The following is an 18,869-nucleotide window of genomic DNA, read 5'->3' on the forward strand; positions in this document are numbered from 1 at the left end:
CTTCGCCCGGCTTTTTCTTTGGCCCGATTTTGCGGGGCAGTGATGCAAAACTGCTGCCGCAGGGCTGATTAAGGCAAAGAAAAACCGGACTGGCAGGGGAACCGTCCGGCTTTTACGATAGCGGACACTGGAGGTTGCCGCTGGGGAACTTTGAAAATGTCAGACGCTGAAACCGCCGGCGTCGCGGCTCATTGCTTTCATTGCGCTTCTGTCGCGCTGAAGTTCGAAAATTGTTTTGGCGAAATCGACCAGGAACACGATACTAATCACTGCCGATATGATCATCATTGTGATGGCCATTGCAGTTCATCCTCTACTTTAACACACGCGTACGATTAAGATCAGACCCGTCATTGCGCGCTTCGTTTCTGATTGCGTTTGCCGTTGCAAAAAGCATGACAAAGAACATGGTCATAGACAGAAGAATAAGTGCCATAGCGGTGATCCTTTCAGCCAGTAAACGGCCTTGACTGGAAAAAGTTCCGTTCTCTACTTGACGATGTACAAGCCCGTCCTTGAAACAACCTTGAACACACCCTTCATTTAGCGTTCATGTCATCGGGCTGCTGTTCCAAAGGGAACACGTGGAGCGGCAAGCGTGCTCCCTTGCGATTGCCCGCAGTCCGTGACACAAGGCTTCGAAATGGAAACAGGCGCGATGACCACTGCTTTTTATCCCGGCTCCTTCGACCCGATGACGAACGGCCACCTCGACGTGCTGGTGCAGGCGCTGAATGTTGCGTCGGCGGTTATCGTTGCGATCGGTGTTCATCCCGGCAAGACTCCACTGTTTTCCTTTGAGGAGCGCGCCGCCCTCATTGCGCAGTCGCTCAAGGAATTCCTTCCTGAAAGGGCCGCCGATATCTCGGTCGTTTCCTTTGATAATCTCGTTGTCGATGCCGCGCGAAAACATGGCGCTTCGCTTCTGGTCCGCGGCCTTCGGGACGGCACGGACCTTGATTATGAGATGCAGATGGCGGGCATGAACCGGCAAATGGCGCCGGATATCCAGACCCTGTTTCTTCCGGCCGGTACGGCCTCGCGGCCCATTACCGCCACATTGGTTCGCCAGATCGCTGCCATGGGCGGTGATGTCAGCGCCTTCGTACCCAAGGCCGTTCATTCGGCCCTGAACGCAAAACGCAAATCCTGACGTTTTCTTTTATTTCCATGGGAGCTCATATGAAAATTCTCCAACTCGCTTTCGCAGGCGCCGTTGTCCTCGCATCCCTGACCAGCAATGCCTTCGCCCAGGCCAAGGAATACATCACCATCACGCTGAAGGACGGCCCGGTTGTCATCGAGCTGATGCCGGATGTTGCGCCCAAGCATGTCGCGCGCATCAAGGAACTGACCGAGGCAGGCGATTACAACAATGTCGCCTTCCACCGCGTCATCCCGGGCTTCATGGCTCAGACCGGCGATGTCCAGTACGGCAATATGGAAAAGGATTTCAAGCCGGAGATGGCCGGCATGGGCGGCTCGTCCAAGCCGAACGTCGAGGCTGAATTTTCCAAGGTTCCGTTTGCGCGCGGCACAGTTGGCATGGCGCGCAGCCAGGATCCGAACTCCGCCAATTCGCAGTTCTTCATCATGTTCGCCCCCGGCGATTTCCTCAACGGCCAGTACACGGTTGTCGGCAAGGTTATCGAAGGCATGGACAATGTCGACAAGATCAAGAAGGGGGACGAAGCCAACAATGGTTCCGTTACCGATCCAGACCGCATGATCAGCGTCAAGGTCGGCAAGTAATCCCCGTTTTAAACGCCCGCTTTAACAAGAAGGAGAAGGCCATGACAGAGATCAAGGATCCTGAAAACACCATCATCATGGAAACCACCAAGGGGCAGGTTGTCATCCAGCTTCTGCCGGACCTGGCACCGGGCCACGTTGCCCGCATCAAGGAACTGTGTGCCGAAGGCGCCTATGACGGCGTCGTCTTCCACCGCGTCATCGACGACTTCATGGCGCAGACCGGCGACGTGCAGTTCGGCAAGACGGGTGGCAAGGACTTCAATCCGGCCCGCGCCGGCATGGGCGGCTCGTCCAAGCCGGACCTCAAGGCTGAATTCTCCAACATGAGCCACGTGCGCGGCACGTGCTCGATGGCTCGCAGCCAGATGCCGAATTCTGCCAATTCGCAGTTCTTCATCTGCTTCACCGACAGCCCGTGGCTGAACAAGCAGTATTCGGTCTGGGGTCAGGTTATCTCGGGCATGGAAAATGTCGACAAGATCAAGAAGGGCGAGCCTGTCAAGGATCCCGACAGCATCGTGTCGATGAAACTTGCCGCCAACGCCTAATTCAGGCTATTGCCAAAACCCGTCCCGGATCGCCTTGCAAAGGCGCCGGGGCGGGTTTGCCGTTTAAAGAAGAGTTTTGATGCGCGTCGATCTGTTCGATTTCGATCTCCCCGAGGATAATATTGCGCTGAGGCCTGTCAGCCCGCGCGACAGCGCCCGGCTGCTTGTCGTGCAGCCGGAGGCAAGCGTCGAACTGACCGATCATAGCGTTCTGGACTTGCCTTCGTTCCTGCGCCCCGGTGACGCTCTCGTCTTCAATGATACCAAGGTCATTCCCGCCCAGCTGGAAGGCTTGCGCCGGCGCGGCGAGGACGTGGTGACCCAGGTTTCGCTGACGCTGCACATGCGCATTGCCGCCGACCGCTGGAAGGCTTTTGCCCGTCCTGCCAAACGTTTGAAGGTTGGGGATCGCATCGAGTTCGGCCACGGCTCCAATACCTGCCTGATGGGCGCTCTGGACGCGACCGTCGAGGAGAAAGGCGAAGCCGGCGAAGTGACCCTGCAGTTCGATCTTTCCGGCCCGGCGCTGGATGAGGCAATCCTTGCCGTCGGCCATATTCCGCTGCCACCCTATATTGCCTCCAAGCGCCCCGAAGACGAGCAGGATCATACCGACTACCAGACGGTTTATGCGCGCGAGCATGGGGCCGTTGCAGCGCCTACCGCCGGCCTGCATTTCACCGATCGCCTATTTGAATCATTGGATGCACTCGGCATCGAACGTCATTTCGTCACCCTGCATGTCGGCGCTGGCACCTTCCTGCCGATGAAGGTCGATGACACCGACGATCATGTCATGCACCAGGAGATCGGTCATGTCAGCGCTGACGTTGCCGAACGCCTGAACGCAGTCCGGGCGAGGGGCGGGCGCGTCGTCTGCGTCGGCACCACGTCGCTGCGGCTGATCGAAAGTGCAGCTGAAGAGAATGGCAATATTCGCCCATGGTCCGGCCCGACCGGTATTTTCATCACGCCCGGTTATCGTTTCCGCGCCGTCGACATGCTGATGACCAATTTCCATCTGCCGAAGTCGACGCTGTTCATGCTCGTTTCGGCCTTCAGTGGCATGGACACCATGCGGCGCGCTTACGAGCACGCCATCGAAACCGGCTACCGATTCTATTCCTACGGCGATTCCAGCCTGCTTTTCCGGGATGCAACATGACCGAAACTTTTCAGTTCAACATCAAGGCAACCGATGGCAAGGCCCGTCGCGGCACGGTATCGATGCCGCGCGGGGAAATCCGCACGCCGGCCTTCATGCCGGTCGGAACCGTCGGCACGGTCAAGGCGATGTATCTCGATCAGGTCCGCGATCTCGGCGCCGATATCATTCTCGGCAACACCTATCACCTGATGCTGCGTCCAGGCCCCGAGCGGGTGGCGCGTCTGGGCGGCCTGCATGAGCTGATCCGCTGGCCCTATCCGATCCTGACCGATAGCGGCGGCTTTCAGGTCATGTCGCTCGCTGGCCTGCGCAAGCTTGACGAGAAGGGCGTAACGTTCAAGAGCCATGTCGATGGCGCCTTGCATCACATGTCGCCGGAGCGCTCGATCGAAATCCAGGGTTTGCTCGACAGCGATATCCAGATGCAGCTCGACGAATGCGTGAGACTTCCGGCAGAACCCTCTGATATTGAACGCGCAATGGAAATGTCGCTGCGCTGGGCCGACCGCTGCAAGACTGCTTTTGGCGATCAGCCGGGCAAGGCGATGTTCGGTATCGTTCAGGGCGGCGATGTGCCGGCGCTGCGTGTCCGTTCGGCACAGGCGCTGTCTGGGCTTGATCTCAAGGGTTATGCGATCGGCGGCCTTGCTGTCGGCGAACCGCAGGCCGTCATGCTCGACATGCTTGACATCACGTGCCCGGAACTGCCAGTCGAAAAGCCGCGCTACCTGATGGGTGTCGGTACCCCTGACGATATCCTGAAATCCGTGGCCCGTGGCATCGACATGTTCGACTGCGTCATGCCGACACGCGCTGGCCGTCACGGCTTGGCGTTTACCCGGCGCGGGCGCGTCAACCTGCGCAACGCCCGTCATGCGGAGGATACCCGACCGCTCGACGATCAGTCGGCCTGCCCGGCGTCACGCGACTATTCGCGCGCCTACCTGCATCATCTCGTGCGTGCCGACGAGAGCCTGGGTGGCATGCTGCTGACTTGGAACAACCTGGCCTATTACCAGGAATTGATGGCAGGTATCCGCACGGCAATCGAGGAGGGCCGCTATGCCGCCTTCATGGAAGAGACGCAGGAAGAATGGCGCCAAGGAGACCTGGCGCCACTCTGAGAGGCTGAGTTCAGGCTAATTTCGCCTTGACGATGATGCGGCTGAGGTCGCCTGCCGCATTTGACAGCTTGATGGAGTACAGACGATCGCGTTTCGTCTCGAAGCGGAAAGTGCTGTCATTCGCGGTCAGCTTGCCTGTCTGCAACGTTTCCCAGGTCACGCTCCCGGAAATCGGGCGATGCTTGACGGTCCATTTCAGCTTGTCAGGACCGCCCTTCGGAATGATGACGTCGATCAGCGCAGCGCCGTTGCCAAAGACTTGAGGCTGGATGCTCAGGCCGCCTTTTTCCGCTGTTGTCTGAAGATATTGGAACTCCGACCAGAGATCGCGCAGATAGCCGTCTGCCTGGCTCGTAAGGCGCTTGCGCGATTCCTCAAGTCCACGCACCTCGGGTCGCACCTTCGCGCGGCTGGCGTCCTTTGTCAGTACCATCACATTCGCCGCCAGAAGAATCCCGCGGCGGAAGGAGACGATCGGCTTGGAGAACTTCCTGCCAGGATCGAACCCGTAATCCTGGAGACGTTCGGGATGAGGGCGGTTGAAGATGTGATCGCGCACGAAGCAATCGAAAACCGGTTCCGCATGCAGCGGCGATGCATGGATCAGGTCAATCAGATGATTGGGATCGAAATAGTAGTTGTGTGGAATAGGCTCCGTGACGCCGCCAAACGTAATGGCGGTGGTGAAGGCGTAGACGCCCCCCGGTTTCAGCACACGTTCGACTTCGCTAAAGTGGCGGAGGAAATCTTCGTCGCGTCCGATGTGCTCGAAGGAACCCGTCGACCAGCAGAAATCGAAGCTCTCGTCAGGAAAGTCGAGTTTACGCATATCCATGGCCATGGCATCGACCTTCTGCGCGTCAATCGGCCAAGGTGCCTTCTGCAGGATAAGATCGCGCGGATTATCCGTGCGCACGCCGACCCAGCCGCTGTTCGGCAGGTAGAGATCGGTAACCATCGTCTTCGCGACGCGTGGAACAATCGCATAAATTAGCTTTTCTGTCCCGGCACCCATCGCAAGGCCCTGGGCCACAGGGGTCAACTTACCCTTTTGGGCCAAGGCCCGGAAGATCATTGCGAACTCCCATGCACGCCGCGAACCGAAGGGAATGGATTTCAGATCGTCCCGAAGGATACTATCGATCTCCGGATCGAAGAGATCATAAATGTCGCAAACTTTCTGCAGTGGCAAATTCACGCTTAATTCTCCCGGCTTAATTAGGCTGTTATGTCTAAGGGAGCGTGCGCGTTAACGTCAATGCACCACAGTGCAGAGTTGCGTTATTTCGGTTGTTTAAATTTCGGGGCCTGGCGTTTGCCGAAGCAGCTGTACGCCGTTGATTTTGTAGGTGCCATCGGGTTGCCTGACGAGAAAATACAATGCCGTCCAATCCTTGCCGTCTGGCCCGGATATCAGCACTTCCTGCACCACCGTACCGCTCTCGATCTTGTTGCGCCCAAAGGCGAAATTGCCGGGGCGGTAGACCGGCGCATAGCTACGTTTGACCATATCGAAGAAGACGCTTTTGTCTGGAAACTTTTGCCTGATCTGCGGGGAGGCAAAAGAATAGGCCGTCTCGGCATCATCGTGGAGAAAGGCTTCGATCTGGTTCTGGATGATCGACTGGGCCGTATCGACAGGCTCCGCCGCCTGGGATAGCGGCGCCGTAGCCAAGAGAATGGCAATGCATGCGCAGGCTTTGAATGTCCGGATCATTTGCCATCTCCTTGCTGACCATCGCGATAGACAGGATACGTATGTCGAGAGAAAATGGTTTTTCACTGGAGTTAGGTTTTTCGTATTTTACAAATACACACTAATATCAATTGGTTGTTTTTATTTATTGAATTAAATTCTTGAGGTTTGCCAATGGCGTGAGAGCTTCTTCGGTAGATTGGGTGTAACACCAGTCGATCCCTCATCCTGTCCCAGATCATAGGAGAATGCCGGTCGATCAACCAGAGGGAGTTGCATGGAAAGAAAGCAGAATTTGCTCCCGTGCTTTCGGGGAAGCCGCTACGATGATCAATGCAACCTGTTGCCGAACATCGCAACTTCGTGCATATGTGAGTATTGATGAATATAAAGAATTGGTTTCATCCAATTTCAGAGGGAGCCGAAACCTATCCGGGTGAAACAGGGCGGCTGGATTCGCCGCCAAACGAAAGCATGCCGTTTTAAACGTGGCGTGACCTAACTGGCTCAGTTTGATTGCGCGGGTCGAGCGTTCTATCGCCACGTTTTCTGCCAGAGATGAAGTTTTCTTAATGTCGATCGCGATCGCGGACATGTCTAATTGCCGCAGCAGCTTGGCAAGCCACAAGGAGATCATGATGGCCAAGGAACCGGATTCGGGAAAAGCGCTGAAGACGAACGCATTGGTGTCGCGCCTGCTGGAGGCGGGCAGCGAAAATGCCGTTGCATTCACCGGATTTGTTGCGCCGTCTCGCCGCGAGGGGCACATAAAGCTGATTTTCCGGCTCAATGACCTATCTGGTGGTATCGAGATCGCCGAAAGCGACATCGTCGCAACTGCCGACTTGCCTAAATCCAGTCTCGGAGCGGTCGCCGTCTGGGTCCGGCGAGACGCGGTAATCAGCCAGACGAACTCCACGAGCGCACAAGGTGCGGCGTTCCCGAGACAGAACGGCGCCTTGGCGGATGTACGGCGGGCAGGGCTTCGCATGAAAGTAAGGTCACAGGCTCGCGATACCTGCACCTGTTTCATTATCTGCGATGGAACGCAATGCGTGCCCTGCACCTGCCAATGCCTGGCGCAAGTTCAATGACCATGGCCGTGCAGAATGCATCAGGTGCTGCGGACGTTCATGCCGAAGCTTTGGCGTTCGAGGCCCCCTATCTTTCCGAGAAACTGCTGAAAGACGACGTCGTCCGTTCCCGCGAAGAGGCTGAAGCCCTCTTTCGCGAGGTAAAGCGCTACCTCGTTTTGACAGCGTCCAGCCCCGCAGTCGCATGGGGTATGTATTCGCTGAGAATCGATCAGATCTGGCACCAGTTCATTCTATTCACACGTCAGTATATCGAATACTGCCGCGCAAATTTCGGAAAGTACATTCAGCATGCGCCCAGTACCGCGCCGACGGTAGAAGGCTTGCCTAAAATGACGCCCTCCACGCTGGCTATGTTCGCGCAGCGGTACGAAGAGTTGTTCGGCGAGCCGCTGCCTGACCTGTGGTACGACGAGAAAAATGTCACGCTGGATCGGCGCATCGTCAATTCTCGCCGCCACGCCTTCTACCTGCAGGATGATGACGACATGGTCGAACTTTTGAGCAATGAGGGGGAAGCCGTGTTCGCTGTTGACCAGACGGCCCGTGCAGCTCTGGAGTTCATTACATACAATGGCAGCTTTTTCGTGCGCGAATTGCCAGGCGAAATCAGCGATGAGCAGAGGGTCGCGCTCGTTTCGACGTTGATCGAATGCAAGCTCCTTAATTTGGCGAGTTGATCGAAGGTCGGGCTTGGTTCCAGAGCACCGCAGCATGACTGCATGGGCGCATTGCCGCCGTGAGCGTCTGGCTCGAAATTATTTCTGATTTCTTGCTCTCCAAAAAGCGACCGGTAATTGTTTTCGACAATCGCTCATCAACGCAAACTTCTGCAATTTTTAACGAGGTTGCGGAAAGGTTCTGGCGGAAGAGGTGAGAGCTATGGGGTGAATTTCGTCGTTGTTTTCGTTGCTTAATTTGCATTAGTCGTCCAGCGTAAATGCAGCAATCGATGCATCAGGAATGTAGCAGCCAGTGGGCACAAAAAAGCCGCCTCAGTTGGCAGCTTGTCGTTCTGATTTCAGCGACTTCGCCAATCATCTTTTCGATGAAATGACGTGCTATCCGGGTTCAGAGGAAGAAATCGTCGGCATACATCTTGATCTTGCCGTCCAGAATTATCTCAAAATCAGCTTTCTTATCGCCGTTCAGATCGCCGTAGACGTGAGTGTCGCCGTCCTTTTCATATTTGTAGTTCAACTGGCCCTTTTTGCCACTGAAGTCTTTCGCACCGAGCCATTTGAAAGGCTGGTTACCCGAATAGTCGGAGCGAGCATCAATGGCACGTAGGTCGATGACATCACGGGTTCCACCACCGGCAACATGCTGCCAATCGTAGATGATGTCGGGGTTTTTCAGCGTGCTTTCGTTAATGGCTTTGTAGAGGAAGGTATCAGCGTCTTCACCGCCCCATAGCTTATCGCCCCCGGTACCGCCGTACAGCACATCATTGCCAGCAGAGCCACGGATTTGGTCATTACCCGATCCGGTGATGATATAGTCCATGCTATTGGTGCCAAAGATTTTGTCAGCTTGACCAGTTCCACGGACTTCCTCAATAACGTCCGTAACTTGAAGCCCTGCGATTGCTCTCCCGGTTGTGCCATCGGAGAAAGTAGCGTCTACGGTAAAATTAGCCTTATAAGCGTGGAAGCTGTCAGGATATTTCTCGTAGTCGAGTGCGGATTTTAGGACGATCTTCGCCCCAATGATCTCGAATAAGTCGGATGGATAATTTTCCGTTTCAAGCATGCCGCCATAATTGACACGCTCATATGACGAGATCGCCGCTGAAGTAATCGAGACTCCCAACCCTTCAGGGGAGATGGTGGCAATCTCGGTTCCCAACGGCGTATTTTCAGGCAAATCGTTCAAGAGCATCGTGATAATGAGGTTCGTGGGCATTTAAATTCCTCCATAACTTCAAATAAGATGTGCTTTAAAACGAGCGACACAACGTTTAGCTTGATGAAAATCAAAGATATCCTGTTTGTGGGCGTGCCCTCGGTAGCAGAACCCGTCTCACGTTATTATCTGCGACAGTATATGTTCTCTGGCAAGTTTCAAAGAAAATCGGGACATTAGATTTCTAAGATCCGTTCGAATCCCTGCTCTTCCATAAACTGTTGATTTTTCTTGATTATTTTTCTGAATTTGGGCCGTTTTTTTGGCGGAAGAGGTGGGATTCGAACCCACGGTACGGTCTCCCGCACGCCGGTTTTCAAGACCGGTTCCTTAAACCACTCGGACACTCTTCCTGATAACGGGCATGAATGTGATGCCGTTTTGGCCGGGCGGTGGTTTTCCCGAGCAAACTTTTGACATCAGCCTGTCACGGCTCGCTTTATAGCTTGCCGATTGCGAACGTCAACCGGTCCTGTGGCAGGCCGTAGCTGGTGGCGGTGCAATTGATAGGTGTCGCTGACGCGCGTTGCGGCTGTGCAACAAAACAACCGCTGTCCGGTTCGTCACACCGTGTTTAGATTGTGTGGACATGCGATGTTGATGAGCCGTGATAGGATGCACCGGGTTTTCTCGGCCGTGTCAGAAGCCCATGCCGCCCGCGATACGCCCGATACCTCCACGCAGGACGTGGCCGCAATTTACCGTCAGCCTCAGTATTTTCCACATTTATTCGCAACGCCGGCAGCGCCATAATCGATATTCGTTATCATAATATCGAATATGTCTGCTAGGAGAACGTATTCGTCTGATTTTACTCTCCTATCACCTGTGCTTTCGGTCGCCTTTCGACAGATCTCGATAATATCTGGGCTGGACCTCCATTAACTATTCATAAACCATAAATTCAATTGTTTCATTCCGGCACGGTTAACCGTTCGCATTTTCGCCACGTTGTTGTCATGATTAATCGACTGTTACATTTCGTGACGCCGGTATTTTCGCGGGGGCAAGCGCGGGAAAATGCTGCGTACGAGTTTTGCGAATGGCGATGTGGGGCACATGACTTCCAATCTGACTGCGGCTTTTTTCTTCAAGGGATTGCGGGTTGCCGCCATTCCCATGCTTTGCGTCGGGTTGACCGCGTGCGGATCGACCGGAGGCATCAAAAAAGACAAGCCGCGCAGCAAGGAATATTTTGCCGAGTCGATCTATGGCGTGAAGGCCAGTCCGCGCGTTGTTGGCGAGGGGAAGGCTGTTCCCAAGGGCGGCGGCCGCTACCAGGTCGGTAAGGCCTATCAGGTCAAGGGTAAATGGTACCAGCCGAAAGAGGATTTCGGTTACAATAAGACCGGTATGTCTTCGTGGTACGGGTCCGCCTTTCACGGCCGCTTGACCGCGAACGGCGAGGTTTACGACAAGTATCACCTGTCGGCTGCGCATCCGACATTCCCGCTGCCGAGCTATGCCCGCGTTACCAATCTCGAAAACGGCACGTCTGTCGTGGTCCGGGTCAATGATCGCGGTCCTTATGAATACGGGCGCATCATCGACGTTTCGTCAAAAACCGCCGACTTCCTCGACATGAAGCGCAAGGGTAGCGCCCAGGTTCGCGTCCAGTATATCGGCAAGGCGCCGCTCGAAGGCAACGATATGCCCTATCTGATGGCTTCCTACGTCAAGAAGGGCGATCGCACTCCGAACGCATTCCCAGAAGGCCAGATCGCCACGGGCGTGATGGTCGCTTCGAATGAGCCGCTGCGCAAACAGGCCGGCAATCTCGGAACCCTGACCATTCCGGCCAAATCGAACCTGGAGATGGGAGTGCCGGTGACCGCGCTTGCCGAAACCGCAATTCCGCGCCCATCGCCGGCCGGGCTCGACGCATTCGCGATGCTGCCGGAGATCGGCCCGATCCCGCGCGAGCGCCCAGACTATATTCCGATGCCCGCTGGCAACATGGCCTATGCGGCGGCCTACGTCGAAGCGCGTGTCAGCGATTCCGAAACGGCTTTCGATGCCATTCTCGTTGACCAAAACCCGCTGACGCCGAATTCGATTGTCGAATATGCCAAGCGCAAGAGTGTCACGCGCTAATCCCGATCCTTCGTGATTGATCACCGGTGGACCGGCTGCTATTGCCGGAGAAGGCGCCGGAGTTTGGAATGCATACACGACTGGTCTCGGTTCTCTTTTCTCTTGTCTTGATTGTCTGCGCTCCGTCGGTGGCGCAGGCGCAGGCTTTCGAAACCAAGGCGAAGCAGGTCTACCTGATCGATGCCGAAACAGGCACGGTTCTGTTCGCCAAGGATGAAAACGCCGTCGTCCCACCGGCATCACTTGCCAAGCTGATGACCATGGAAGTCGTCTTCGACGCAATCCGAAAGAACGAGCTGACGCTCGATACCGAATTCCCCGTTTCCGAGCATGCCTGGCGAACCGGCGGCGCGCCGTCGGGAACGTCGACTATGTTTGCCGCGCTGAAATCACGTGTTCGTGTTGTCGACCTGATCCAGGGTGTGACCGTCCAGCTCGCCAACGACGCCTGCATCATTCTCGCCGAAGGCATGACCGGCAGCGAGGAAGCCTTTGCCAAGCGCATGACAGACCGCGCCCGGGAACTCGGGCTGACCGGTTCGGTCTTCCGCAACGCCACCGGTCTGCCGGATCCTCAGAACAAGACAACGATGCGCGACATGGCGCTGCTGGCGCAGCACATTCAGGCCAATTATCCCGACTTGTTCAAATATTACTCCCAAACGGAATTCCAGTGGAACAAGATCCTTCAGCGTAACCGCACGCCGCTGATCTCGGCCAATATCGGTGTCGACGGATTTGTCACCGGATTTGCCGAAGGGTTCGGCTTTGGCATGGTCGCCACGATGCAGAAGGACACAAGACGCGTGTTTCTGGCGCTGGGTGGCCTTGCGACCGACAAGGAGCGCGTCGAGGAAACGCGTAAGATCCTCGACTGGTCGATGACGGCATTTGAAAGAAAGAGGCTGTTCGAGGCCGGAGATAGCGTCGGTGAGGCGAGCGTCTATGGCGGTGCGGTGTCGCATGTTCAACTCGTCACGGCCACGGCTGTCGATGTGCTTGTGCCAGTCAATAATCCGGAGCGGCTTTCGGCTAAGGTGATCTACCGCTGGCCGCTGGCGATGCCGGTCGAGGCTGGCAAGCAGGCAGGTACGCTGAGAATCTGGAGCGGTGAACGGCTCCTGCGTGAGGTGCCGGTCGAGACCAATGCTGCGGTAGGGCAGGGATCGCTCTCCACTAGGGCCTTGGATGCACTACAGGAGCTGTTGTTCTTCTGGCTCTGATGAAATGACGCCGCAAGCGGTTTCGCGGCCGGGCACAATCAGTTAAACAGGCCCTGTGCCCGGCACAGATAGGACGCCCGCGCTGTGCGGGCGTTCCATTGAAAATAATATACGGGATCGAGCAGTGTCAGTCGGAACAGGCGTGTTTGTTACATTCGAAGGCGGCGAGGGCGCTGGAAAATCCACCCAGATTCGCCTGCTTGCCGATTCCTTGCGCGAGCGTGGCTATAGTGTCCTGACGACGCGCGAGCCTGGCGGTTCGCCGGGGGCGGAAGCCGTTCGGCACGTGCTTTTATCCGGTGCAGCCCAGGAGTTCGGCGTGCGCATGGAGGCAATCCTGTTTGCCGCTGCGCGCAGCGATCACGTCGAAGAAGTGATCCGGCCGGCACTGTTGAAAGGCACGGTCGTCATCTGCGACCGGTTCATGGATTCTTCGCGCGTCTACCAGGGCGTCACCGGCAATCTGGAGCCTGGCTTTATCGAAGCTCTGGAGCGCGTGGCAATCAATGGCGTGGTGCCCGATTGCACGATCGTTTTCGACCTGCCGGCCGCCCTTGGTCTTGAGCGGGTGCGCCGGAGGGCCGGGGCCGCGGAGGTCCTGACGGGCCAGGAAGTCGAACTCGACCGCTTCGAGAAAGAAGAACTCGAGACCCATGAAAAGCGCCGTGAGGCCTTTCTCGATATCGCCAGTGCCGACCCCAGGCGTTGCCACGTGGTCGATGCCTCTGCCTCGGCCAGCGACATTGCAGCCCATGTGCTTTCGATCATCGAGCCGATGTTGCCTGGATCGGGTAATGGACCGGATACGGAAGCGGCCCAATGAGCACAGACAGGTTCGACGTTCTCGACGGCGCCATCTCCCCGGCTGAAAACACGCGGCTTTTCGGCCATCGGGAGGCCGGGCATTTTCTGGCACAAAGCTACCGGTCGGGGAAAGGGCATCACGCCATCCTGATCGAAGGGCCTGAAGGCATCGGCAAGGCGACGCTTGCCTTCCGCTTCGCCAATCACGTGCTCACCCATCCCGATCCGGCGCAAGCTCCAGCGGAGCTTGCCGATCCTGATCCGGACTCGATCGCCAGCCGACAGATCGCCTCCGGTGCGTCGCACAACCTTCTGCACCTGACGCGGCCCGTTGACGAGAAAACCGGCAAGGTCAAGAGCGCTATTACGGTGGATGAGGTGCGCCGGGCTGGTAAATTCTTCTCGCAGACGTCGGGTACGGGCAACTGGCGGATCGTCATCGTCGATCCGGCCGATGACCTCAATCGTAACGCCGCTAACGCGATCCTGAAAATCCTCGAGGAACCGCCGAAGCGCTCGTTGTTCCTGGTCTTGACCCATGCACCGGGTAAGCTTTTGCCGACAATCCGGTCGCGTTGCCTACCGTTGCAGCTAAAGCCGCTGGCGCCAGAGGCCATGCGCAACGCGATGAACAATCTCGGCTTCGATCTTTCCGGGCCGGATGGACAAAAGGTGCTGGCATCGGCCGACGGCAGCGTTTCAGAAGCGCTGAAGCTGATCAACTATGGCGGCCTCGACATCATGGCGACGTTCGAGGCGATCATCGCGGGCCAGGAGCCGGGTATCCGCAAGGATATGCACAAACTTGCCGACGTGCTGGCTGGAAAGGACAGTGAAACAATTTTCGCGTTCTTCCTGGCGCTGGTGACAGGGCACTTGATGGGGGAGGCACGCCGCGCCGCGCTCTCTGGCGATCTCGACAGGGCGGACCGGTTTGCACGTTTGTCGAGCAGCATTAACGAGCGGATTGCCGTGGCGCAGGCTTACAATCTCGATCGCAAGCAAACGGTTTTATCGATTCTGGACGACGTGAAAGCAGCATCGCGCACGATGGCCTGAGTTTCCATTGTATTTCGTTGCGGCATCACATTGCTGCTTTTCTAGGCGTGCACTGTTTCATCCCGCCATTGGATGCGCTAATAGCCAGACACCCAAGATCAGACACAGGCCGAAACCCGATCATGACCGACACGTCCCCATTCTACATCACCACCGCGATCTCCTATCCGAACGGCAAGCCGCATATCGGCCATGCCTATGAGTTGATCGCGACCGATGCGGTGGCCCGCTACCAGCGGCTGGACGGGCGCGACGTCTTCTTCCTGACGGGAACCGACGAACACGGCCAGAAGATGCAGCAGACGGCCCGCAAGGAAGGCATCACCCCGCAGGAACTGGCCGACCGCAACTCGGCCGAATTCCAGAACATGGCCGTTCTGCTGAATGCCTCCAACGACGATTTCATCCGCACGACCGAACCGCGTCATCACGAGGCTGTCCAGAATATCTGGAACCGCATGGGCGAGGCGGGCGATCTCTACAAGGACAGCTATTCCGGCTGGTATTCGGTGCGTGACGAGGCCTATTACCAGGAGGGTGAAACCGAAGTGCGCGCCGATGGCGTACGCTACGGGCCACAGGGAACGCCGGTGGAGTGGGTGGAGGAGGCCAGCTATTTCTTCAAGCTCTCTGCCTATCAGGACAGGCTGTTAAAGCACTACGAAGAAAATCCGGACTTCATCGGCCCGGCCGAGCGCCGCAACGAGGTGATTTCCTTCGTCAAGTCCGGCCTGCGTGATCTGTCCATGTCGCGCACGACCTTCGATTGGGGTATTCCGGTTCCCAACGACCCGAGCCATGTCATGTATGTCTGGGTCGATGCCCTGACCAACTATATTACCGCGACCGGATATCTCACCGATCCGCAAGACCCGCGCGCCAAATACTGGCCGGCCAACATCCACATGATCGGCAAGGACATCATCCGCTTCCACGCCGTCTACTGGCCCGCCTTCCTGATGTCGGCCGGCCTGCCTTTGCCGAAGAAGGTCTTTGCCCACGGCTTCCTGCTCAACAAGGGCGAGAAGATGTCGAAGTCGCTCGGCAACGTCGTCGATCCGGTCAATCTGGTGGAGCATTTTGGTCTCGACCCGATCCGCTATTTCTTCCTGCGCGAAGTCTCCTTCGGCCAGGACGGCAGCTATAGCGAGGAGGGGATTGCCACCCGCATTAACTCCGACCTCGCCAACGGTATCGGCAACCTCGCCAGCCGGTCGCTGTCGATGATCGTCAAGAATTGCGACGGGCAGATCCCTGTGTGCGGGCCGCTCACCGATGAAGACAAGGCGATGCTGGCGGCGGCCGATGCGCTGCATGCCTCGACCCGCGACGACATGAATGCGCTGATGATCCACCGGGCACTGGCCTCGATCATCGCCGTCGTCTCCGAGGCCGATCGTTACTTTGCCGGTCAGGAGCCGTGGGCACTGAAAAAAACCGATCCGGCCCGCATGGGAACCGTGCTTTACGTGACTGCGGAAGTCGTGCGCCAGATCGCCATCCTTCTGCAGCCGATCATGCCGGAATCGGCCGGAAAGTTGCTCGATCTCGTGGCTGTGCCTGCGGATAACCGCAGTTTCGCCTCGCTCGGCCAAGCCGGACGCCTCACCGCCGGAACGGTGCTGGAAGCACCGAAGCCTGTGTTCCCGCGCTATGTTCCGCCGGAAGTTTGAGGACATCCAGCGATGCTGATCGATACCCATTGTCACCTGGATTTTCCGGACTTTGACGCCGAGCGTGACGCGATCATCGAGCGGGCGCGTGCGGTCGGCGTTGAGCAGATGATCACCATCTCGACGCGCGTGAAGAAGTTTGATACGATCTTGGCCATTGCCGAAAACTATGCCAACGTCTTCTGTTCCGTCGGTACGCATCCGCACAATGCCGATGAGGAACTGGATATAGAGACAGACGATCTGGTGCGGTTGTCGGCGCATCCGAAGGTCGTGGCGATCGGCGAAGCCGGGCTCGATTATTTCTACGATAATGCGCCGCGCGACGCCCAGGCGATCGGCCTGAGGCGCCATATCGCTGCCGCCCGGGAGACGCAGCTGCCGCTGGTCATCCATAGCCGTTCGGCTGACGATGACATGGCGGCGATCCTGACCGAGGAAACAGGGAAGGGGGCCTTCCCTTTTCTTCTCCATTGTTTCTCCTCCGGTCCTGAACTGGCCAAGGTCGGCGTCGATCTGGGCGGCTACATCTCCTTTTCGGGTATCCTGACGTTTCCGAAATCGGAAGAGCTGCGCGAAATTGCCAAGACTGTGCCGCATGACCGGATGATCGTCGAAACCGATGCGCCATATCTGGCGCCAAAACCGTTCCGGGGCAAGCGCAACGAGCCGGCCTATGTGGCGCATACCGCGCAGGTTCTGGCCGAGACGATCGGCGTTTCGACGCAAGAGATTGCCGCGATCACCACCGACAACGCGTTCCGCGTCTTTTCTAAAATGCCGAGACTGTGAGATGGCGGTGAGGCGGGTCTTCACCATTCTTGGCTGTGGTTCGTCTCCGGGCGTGCCGCGCATCAACGGCGATTGGGGTGCTTGTGACCCCGCCAATCCGAAAAACCGCCGCACCCGCGCCGCCTTGCTGATCGAACAGATAGGTGACGACGGCGGCACCACCACGGTCGTTATTGATACCGGCCCCGATTTTCGCGAGCAGATGATTGCGGCAAAGGTCAAGAATATCGACGCCGTCTTCTATTCACATCCGCATGCCGACCACATCCACGGCATCGACGATCTGCGCGGCTATGTCCAGTACACCGGCAGACGCATGCCGATCTGGGCCGATGCGCTGACCATGGAACGCATTCGCGAAGGGTTTCGCTACTGCCTGGAGACGCCGCAAGGCAGCGGCTATCCGCCGATCGTCGAACCAAAAATCATCGATCCATCGCTGGCGCCTGTGGCCATCAGCGGCGCAGGCGGCACGATCCTGTTCCAGCCGGTCCTTCAAAACCACGGCAGCATCATGTCGATGGGCTTTCGCATCGGCGATTTTGCCTATTGCAGCGATGTCAGCGATTTTCCGCCGGAGACCATCGGCAAGCTTGCCGGACTGGACACTCTGGTGATCGACACGCTGCAATACAAGTCCCATCCGAGCCATCTGTCGCTCGAGCAATCGCTCGGATGGATCGCGCGCTTTGCCCCCAGGCGTGCCGTGCTTACTCATATGCACACACCGCTCGACTACGAAACGGTGATGCGCGAGACGCCTGATCATATCGAGCCGGCCTATGACGGTATGCAAATTGCGTTCGATATCAGCGGCGAGGCCGGCGTCGCTTGCTAACCGGGATCGATCAGCTGAAATAAGGCTGCAGATTCTTCCGGATTCGATCGAGAACGGTGGCGCCGGATAGGTCGGCGATGAAACGCTTACCAGTGATCGTCTCATAGGCCTCGATATAGACTTTCGAGGTCTGCTCGACGAGATCGGCTGGAATTTCCGGGATCGGATCCTTGTAGGGATCGCAGCGTTCGGTCACCCAGGCGCGGACGAAATCCTTGTCAAAGCTCTTTGGCCGCGCGCCTGAAGCAAAGCTCTGCTGGTAACTCTCGGCAATCCAGTACCGGCTGCTGTCCGGCGTGTGGATCTCGTCGGCGAGAACGATACGGCCATCCTTGTCGGTGCCGAACTCGTACTTGGTATCGACGAGGATGAGGCCACGCTCGGCAGCACGTTCCTGGCCGCGGGCGAACAGCGCCAGCGCGTATCGCGAGACGGTTTCCCATTGTTCGGCCGTCAGCAGCTTTTGCGCGATGATTTCATCGGCAGAAAGCGGCTCGTCATGACCGCCGTCAAAGGCCTTGCTGGTTGGCGTGATGATCGGCTGCGGCAGTTTCTCGTTGTCCTTCAGGCCGTCTGGCAAACGGATACCGTACATCTCGCGCTCGCCGTTCCTGTATTTGGTGAGGATCGATGTGCTGGTCGTGCCAGCGAGATAGCCGCGCACGACGATCTCGACCGGCAGGATGTCGAGCCTCGTGCCGATGACGACATTCTGATCCGGATAGGACACCACATGGTTCGGACAAATGTCGGCGGTTTCCTCAAACCAGTACCGCGCTGTCTGGGTCAAGACCTGGCCCTTGAACGGAATTGCGGTGAGGATGACATCGAAAGCGCTCAGCCGGTCGGTGGCGATGATGATGCGATTACCATCAGGCAGATCGTAATTTTCGCGCACCTTGCCATTGTAGCGTCCTGGCAATTCAGGAATGAAAGCATCTGAAAGAATGCGCAAATCGCTCATCGGGCGGGGTCTTTCGCTAGCGGTGGAGACCGGTATCGCTTAAGCCTTGGGACCCGGTAAGGTCAAGGCAGCATAAGCCTGAAATACGAACATTGAGATCGCTCTTCATGCATATTAGTTCCATAATCTATC

At 57.1% G+C, this 18,869-nt stretch carries 20 protein-coding genes and 1 tRNA gene; 14 read left to right on the forward strand and 7 right to left on the reverse strand.

The features are described 5' to 3' along the window. Window positions 1-159: 159 nt before the first annotated feature. Complete coding sequence (locus ACSQ3J_RS20600) at window positions 160-300, reverse strand: hypothetical protein (RefSeq protein ID WP_156393872.1); 141 nt, start codon at window positions 298-300, stop codon at window positions 160-162. Window positions 301-658: 358 nt separating this feature from the next. Here ACSQ3J_RS20600 and coaD point away from each other — a divergent pair, with 358 nt between their 5' ends. The 5 genes from coaD to tgt all read left to right on the forward strand — a co-directional run bounded on the left by coaD (window position 659) and on the right by tgt (window position 4,595). Then, the gene (coaD, locus tag ACSQ3J_RS20605) at window positions 659-1,153 is read left to right on the forward strand and encodes a pantetheine-phosphate adenylyltransferase (protein WP_436040027.1); all 495 of its coding nucleotides are present in this window, start codon (window positions 659-661) and stop codon (window positions 1,151-1,153) included. 29 nt (window positions 1,154-1,182) lie between these two features. Beyond that, complete coding sequence (locus ACSQ3J_RS20610) at window positions 1,183-1,752, forward strand: peptidylprolyl isomerase (protein WP_436040028.1); 570 nt, start codon at window positions 1,183-1,185, stop codon at window positions 1,750-1,752. A gap of 41 nt (window positions 1,753-1,793) precedes the next feature. Further along, a complete protein-coding gene (locus ACSQ3J_RS20615) occupies window positions 1,794-2,303 on the forward strand; it encodes a peptidylprolyl isomerase (RefSeq protein WP_436040029.1) in 510 nt (169 codons plus the stop codon). A 79-nt stretch (window positions 2,304-2,382) separates the two neighbouring features. Beyond that, complete coding sequence (gene queA / locus ACSQ3J_RS20620) at window positions 2,383-3,468, forward strand: tRNA preQ1(34) S-adenosylmethionine ribosyltransferase-isomerase QueA (RefSeq protein ID WP_436040030.1); 1,086 nt, start codon at window positions 2,383-2,385, stop codon at window positions 3,466-3,468. Next, complete coding sequence (gene tgt / locus ACSQ3J_RS20625) at window positions 3,465-4,595, forward strand: tRNA guanosine(34) transglycosylase Tgt (protein ID WP_436040031.1); 1,131 nt, start codon at window positions 3,465-3,467, stop codon at window positions 4,593-4,595. The genes queA and tgt overlap by 4 nt, the downstream gene beginning before the upstream one ends. A gap of 10 nt (window positions 4,596-4,605) precedes the next feature. On the opposite strand, the gene ACSQ3J_RS20630 is transcribed toward tgt, so the two are convergent. The 3 genes from ACSQ3J_RS20630 to ACSQ3J_RS20640 all read right to left on the reverse strand — a co-directional run bounded on the left by ACSQ3J_RS20630 (window position 4,606) and on the right by ACSQ3J_RS20640 (window position 6,937). Beyond that, complete coding sequence (locus ACSQ3J_RS20630; RefSeq protein ID WP_060505410.1) at window positions 4,606-5,793, reverse strand: class I SAM-dependent methyltransferase; 1,188 nt, start codon at window positions 5,791-5,793, stop codon at window positions 4,606-4,608. A 96-nt stretch (window positions 5,794-5,889) separates the two neighbouring features. Next, a complete protein-coding gene (locus tag ACSQ3J_RS20635; RefSeq protein WP_060505411.1) occupies window positions 5,890-6,312 on the reverse strand; it encodes a DUF4864 domain-containing protein in 423 nt (140 codons plus the stop codon). A 238-nt stretch (window positions 6,313-6,550) separates the two neighbouring features. Further along, the gene (locus tag ACSQ3J_RS20640) at window positions 6,551-6,937 is read right to left on the reverse strand and encodes a hypothetical protein (RefSeq protein ID WP_156393871.1); all 387 of its coding nucleotides are present in this window, start codon (window positions 6,935-6,937) and stop codon (window positions 6,551-6,553) included. Between ACSQ3J_RS20640 and ACSQ3J_RS20645 the strand changes: the two genes are divergently transcribed. Both ACSQ3J_RS20645 and ACSQ3J_RS20650 read left to right on the forward strand, forming a co-directional pair. Continuing rightward, window positions 6,930-7,385 carry a hypothetical protein gene (locus ACSQ3J_RS20645; RefSeq protein WP_156393870.1) on the forward strand — a complete coding sequence of 152 codons (456 nt, stop codon included), beginning with the start codon at window positions 6,930-6,932 and terminating at the stop codon, window positions 7,383-7,385. The genes ACSQ3J_RS20640 and ACSQ3J_RS20645 overlap by 8 nt on opposite strands. Further along, complete coding sequence (locus ACSQ3J_RS20650) at window positions 7,382-8,065, forward strand: glycine-rich domain-containing protein (RefSeq protein ID WP_060505413.1); 684 nt, start codon at window positions 7,382-7,384, stop codon at window positions 8,063-8,065. The genes ACSQ3J_RS20645 and ACSQ3J_RS20650 overlap by 4 nt, the downstream gene beginning before the upstream one ends. Before the next feature lie 391 nt (window positions 8,066-8,456). Here the strand turns inward: ACSQ3J_RS20650 and ACSQ3J_RS20655 are convergent, their stop codons facing one another. After that, window positions 8,457-9,290 (reverse strand): calcium-binding protein, encoded by an 834-nt coding sequence (locus ACSQ3J_RS20655; RefSeq protein ID WP_060505414.1) that lies wholly within the window; start codon window positions 9,288-9,290, stop codon window positions 8,457-8,459. Window positions 9,291-9,553: 263 nt separating this feature from the next. Continuing rightward, window positions 9,554-9,643, reverse strand: a tRNA-Ser gene (locus ACSQ3J_RS20660). 706 nt (window positions 9,644-10,349) lie between these two features. Between ACSQ3J_RS20660 and ACSQ3J_RS20665 the strand changes: the two genes are divergently transcribed. The 7 genes from ACSQ3J_RS20665 to ACSQ3J_RS20695 all read left to right on the forward strand — a co-directional run bounded on the left by ACSQ3J_RS20665 (window position 10,350) and on the right by ACSQ3J_RS20695 (window position 17,773). Then, complete coding sequence (locus ACSQ3J_RS20665) at window positions 10,350-11,384, forward strand: septal ring lytic transglycosylase RlpA family protein (RefSeq protein WP_060505633.1); 1,035 nt, start codon at window positions 10,350-10,352, stop codon at window positions 11,382-11,384. Window positions 11,385-11,452: 68 nt separating this feature from the next. Then, complete coding sequence (locus ACSQ3J_RS20670) at window positions 11,453-12,607, forward strand: D-alanyl-D-alanine carboxypeptidase family protein (RefSeq protein WP_060505415.1); 1,155 nt, start codon at window positions 11,453-11,455, stop codon at window positions 12,605-12,607. A gap of 124 nt (window positions 12,608-12,731) precedes the next feature. Continuing rightward, on the forward strand, window positions 12,732-13,430 hold the full coding sequence (gene tmk / locus ACSQ3J_RS20675; protein ID WP_060505416.1) for a dTMP kinase: 699 nt from the start codon (window positions 12,732-12,734) through the stop codon (window positions 13,428-13,430). Then, on the forward strand, window positions 13,427-14,470 hold the full coding sequence (locus tag ACSQ3J_RS20680) for a DNA polymerase III subunit delta' (protein WP_060505417.1): 1,044 nt from the start codon (window positions 13,427-13,429) through the stop codon (window positions 14,468-14,470). Before tmk ends, ACSQ3J_RS20680 begins: the two co-directional genes overlap by 4 nt. 122 nt (window positions 14,471-14,592) lie before the next feature. Then, window positions 14,593-16,143, forward strand: a complete 1,551-nt coding sequence (gene metG / locus ACSQ3J_RS20685) for a methionine--tRNA ligase (RefSeq protein WP_060505418.1) — start codon at window positions 14,593-14,595, stop codon at window positions 16,141-16,143. Between the two features lie 12 nt (window positions 16,144-16,155). Then, window positions 16,156-16,935 carry a TatD family hydrolase gene (locus ACSQ3J_RS20690; RefSeq protein ID WP_060505419.1) on the forward strand — a complete coding sequence of 260 codons (780 nt, stop codon included), beginning with the start codon at window positions 16,156-16,158 and terminating at the stop codon, window positions 16,933-16,935. Between the two features lies 1 nt (window position 16,936). Further along, window positions 16,937-17,773, forward strand: a complete 837-nt coding sequence (locus tag ACSQ3J_RS20695; RefSeq protein ID WP_060505420.1) for an MBL fold metallo-hydrolase — start codon at window positions 16,937-16,939, stop codon at window positions 17,771-17,773. 10 nt (window positions 17,774-17,783) lie between these two features. On the opposite strand, the gene ACSQ3J_RS20700 is transcribed toward ACSQ3J_RS20695, so the two are convergent. Continuing rightward, window positions 17,784-18,728, reverse strand: a complete 945-nt coding sequence (locus ACSQ3J_RS20700) for a phosphoribosylaminoimidazolesuccinocarboxamide synthase (protein ID WP_060505634.1) — start codon at window positions 18,726-18,728, stop codon at window positions 17,784-17,786. Window positions 18,729-18,869 lie beyond the last annotated feature (141 nt).

Source organism: Rhizobium sp. LjRoot98 (genome assembly GCF_964252935.1).
GTDB lineage: Bacteria > Pseudomonadota > Alphaproteobacteria > Rhizobiales > Rhizobiaceae > Pararhizobium.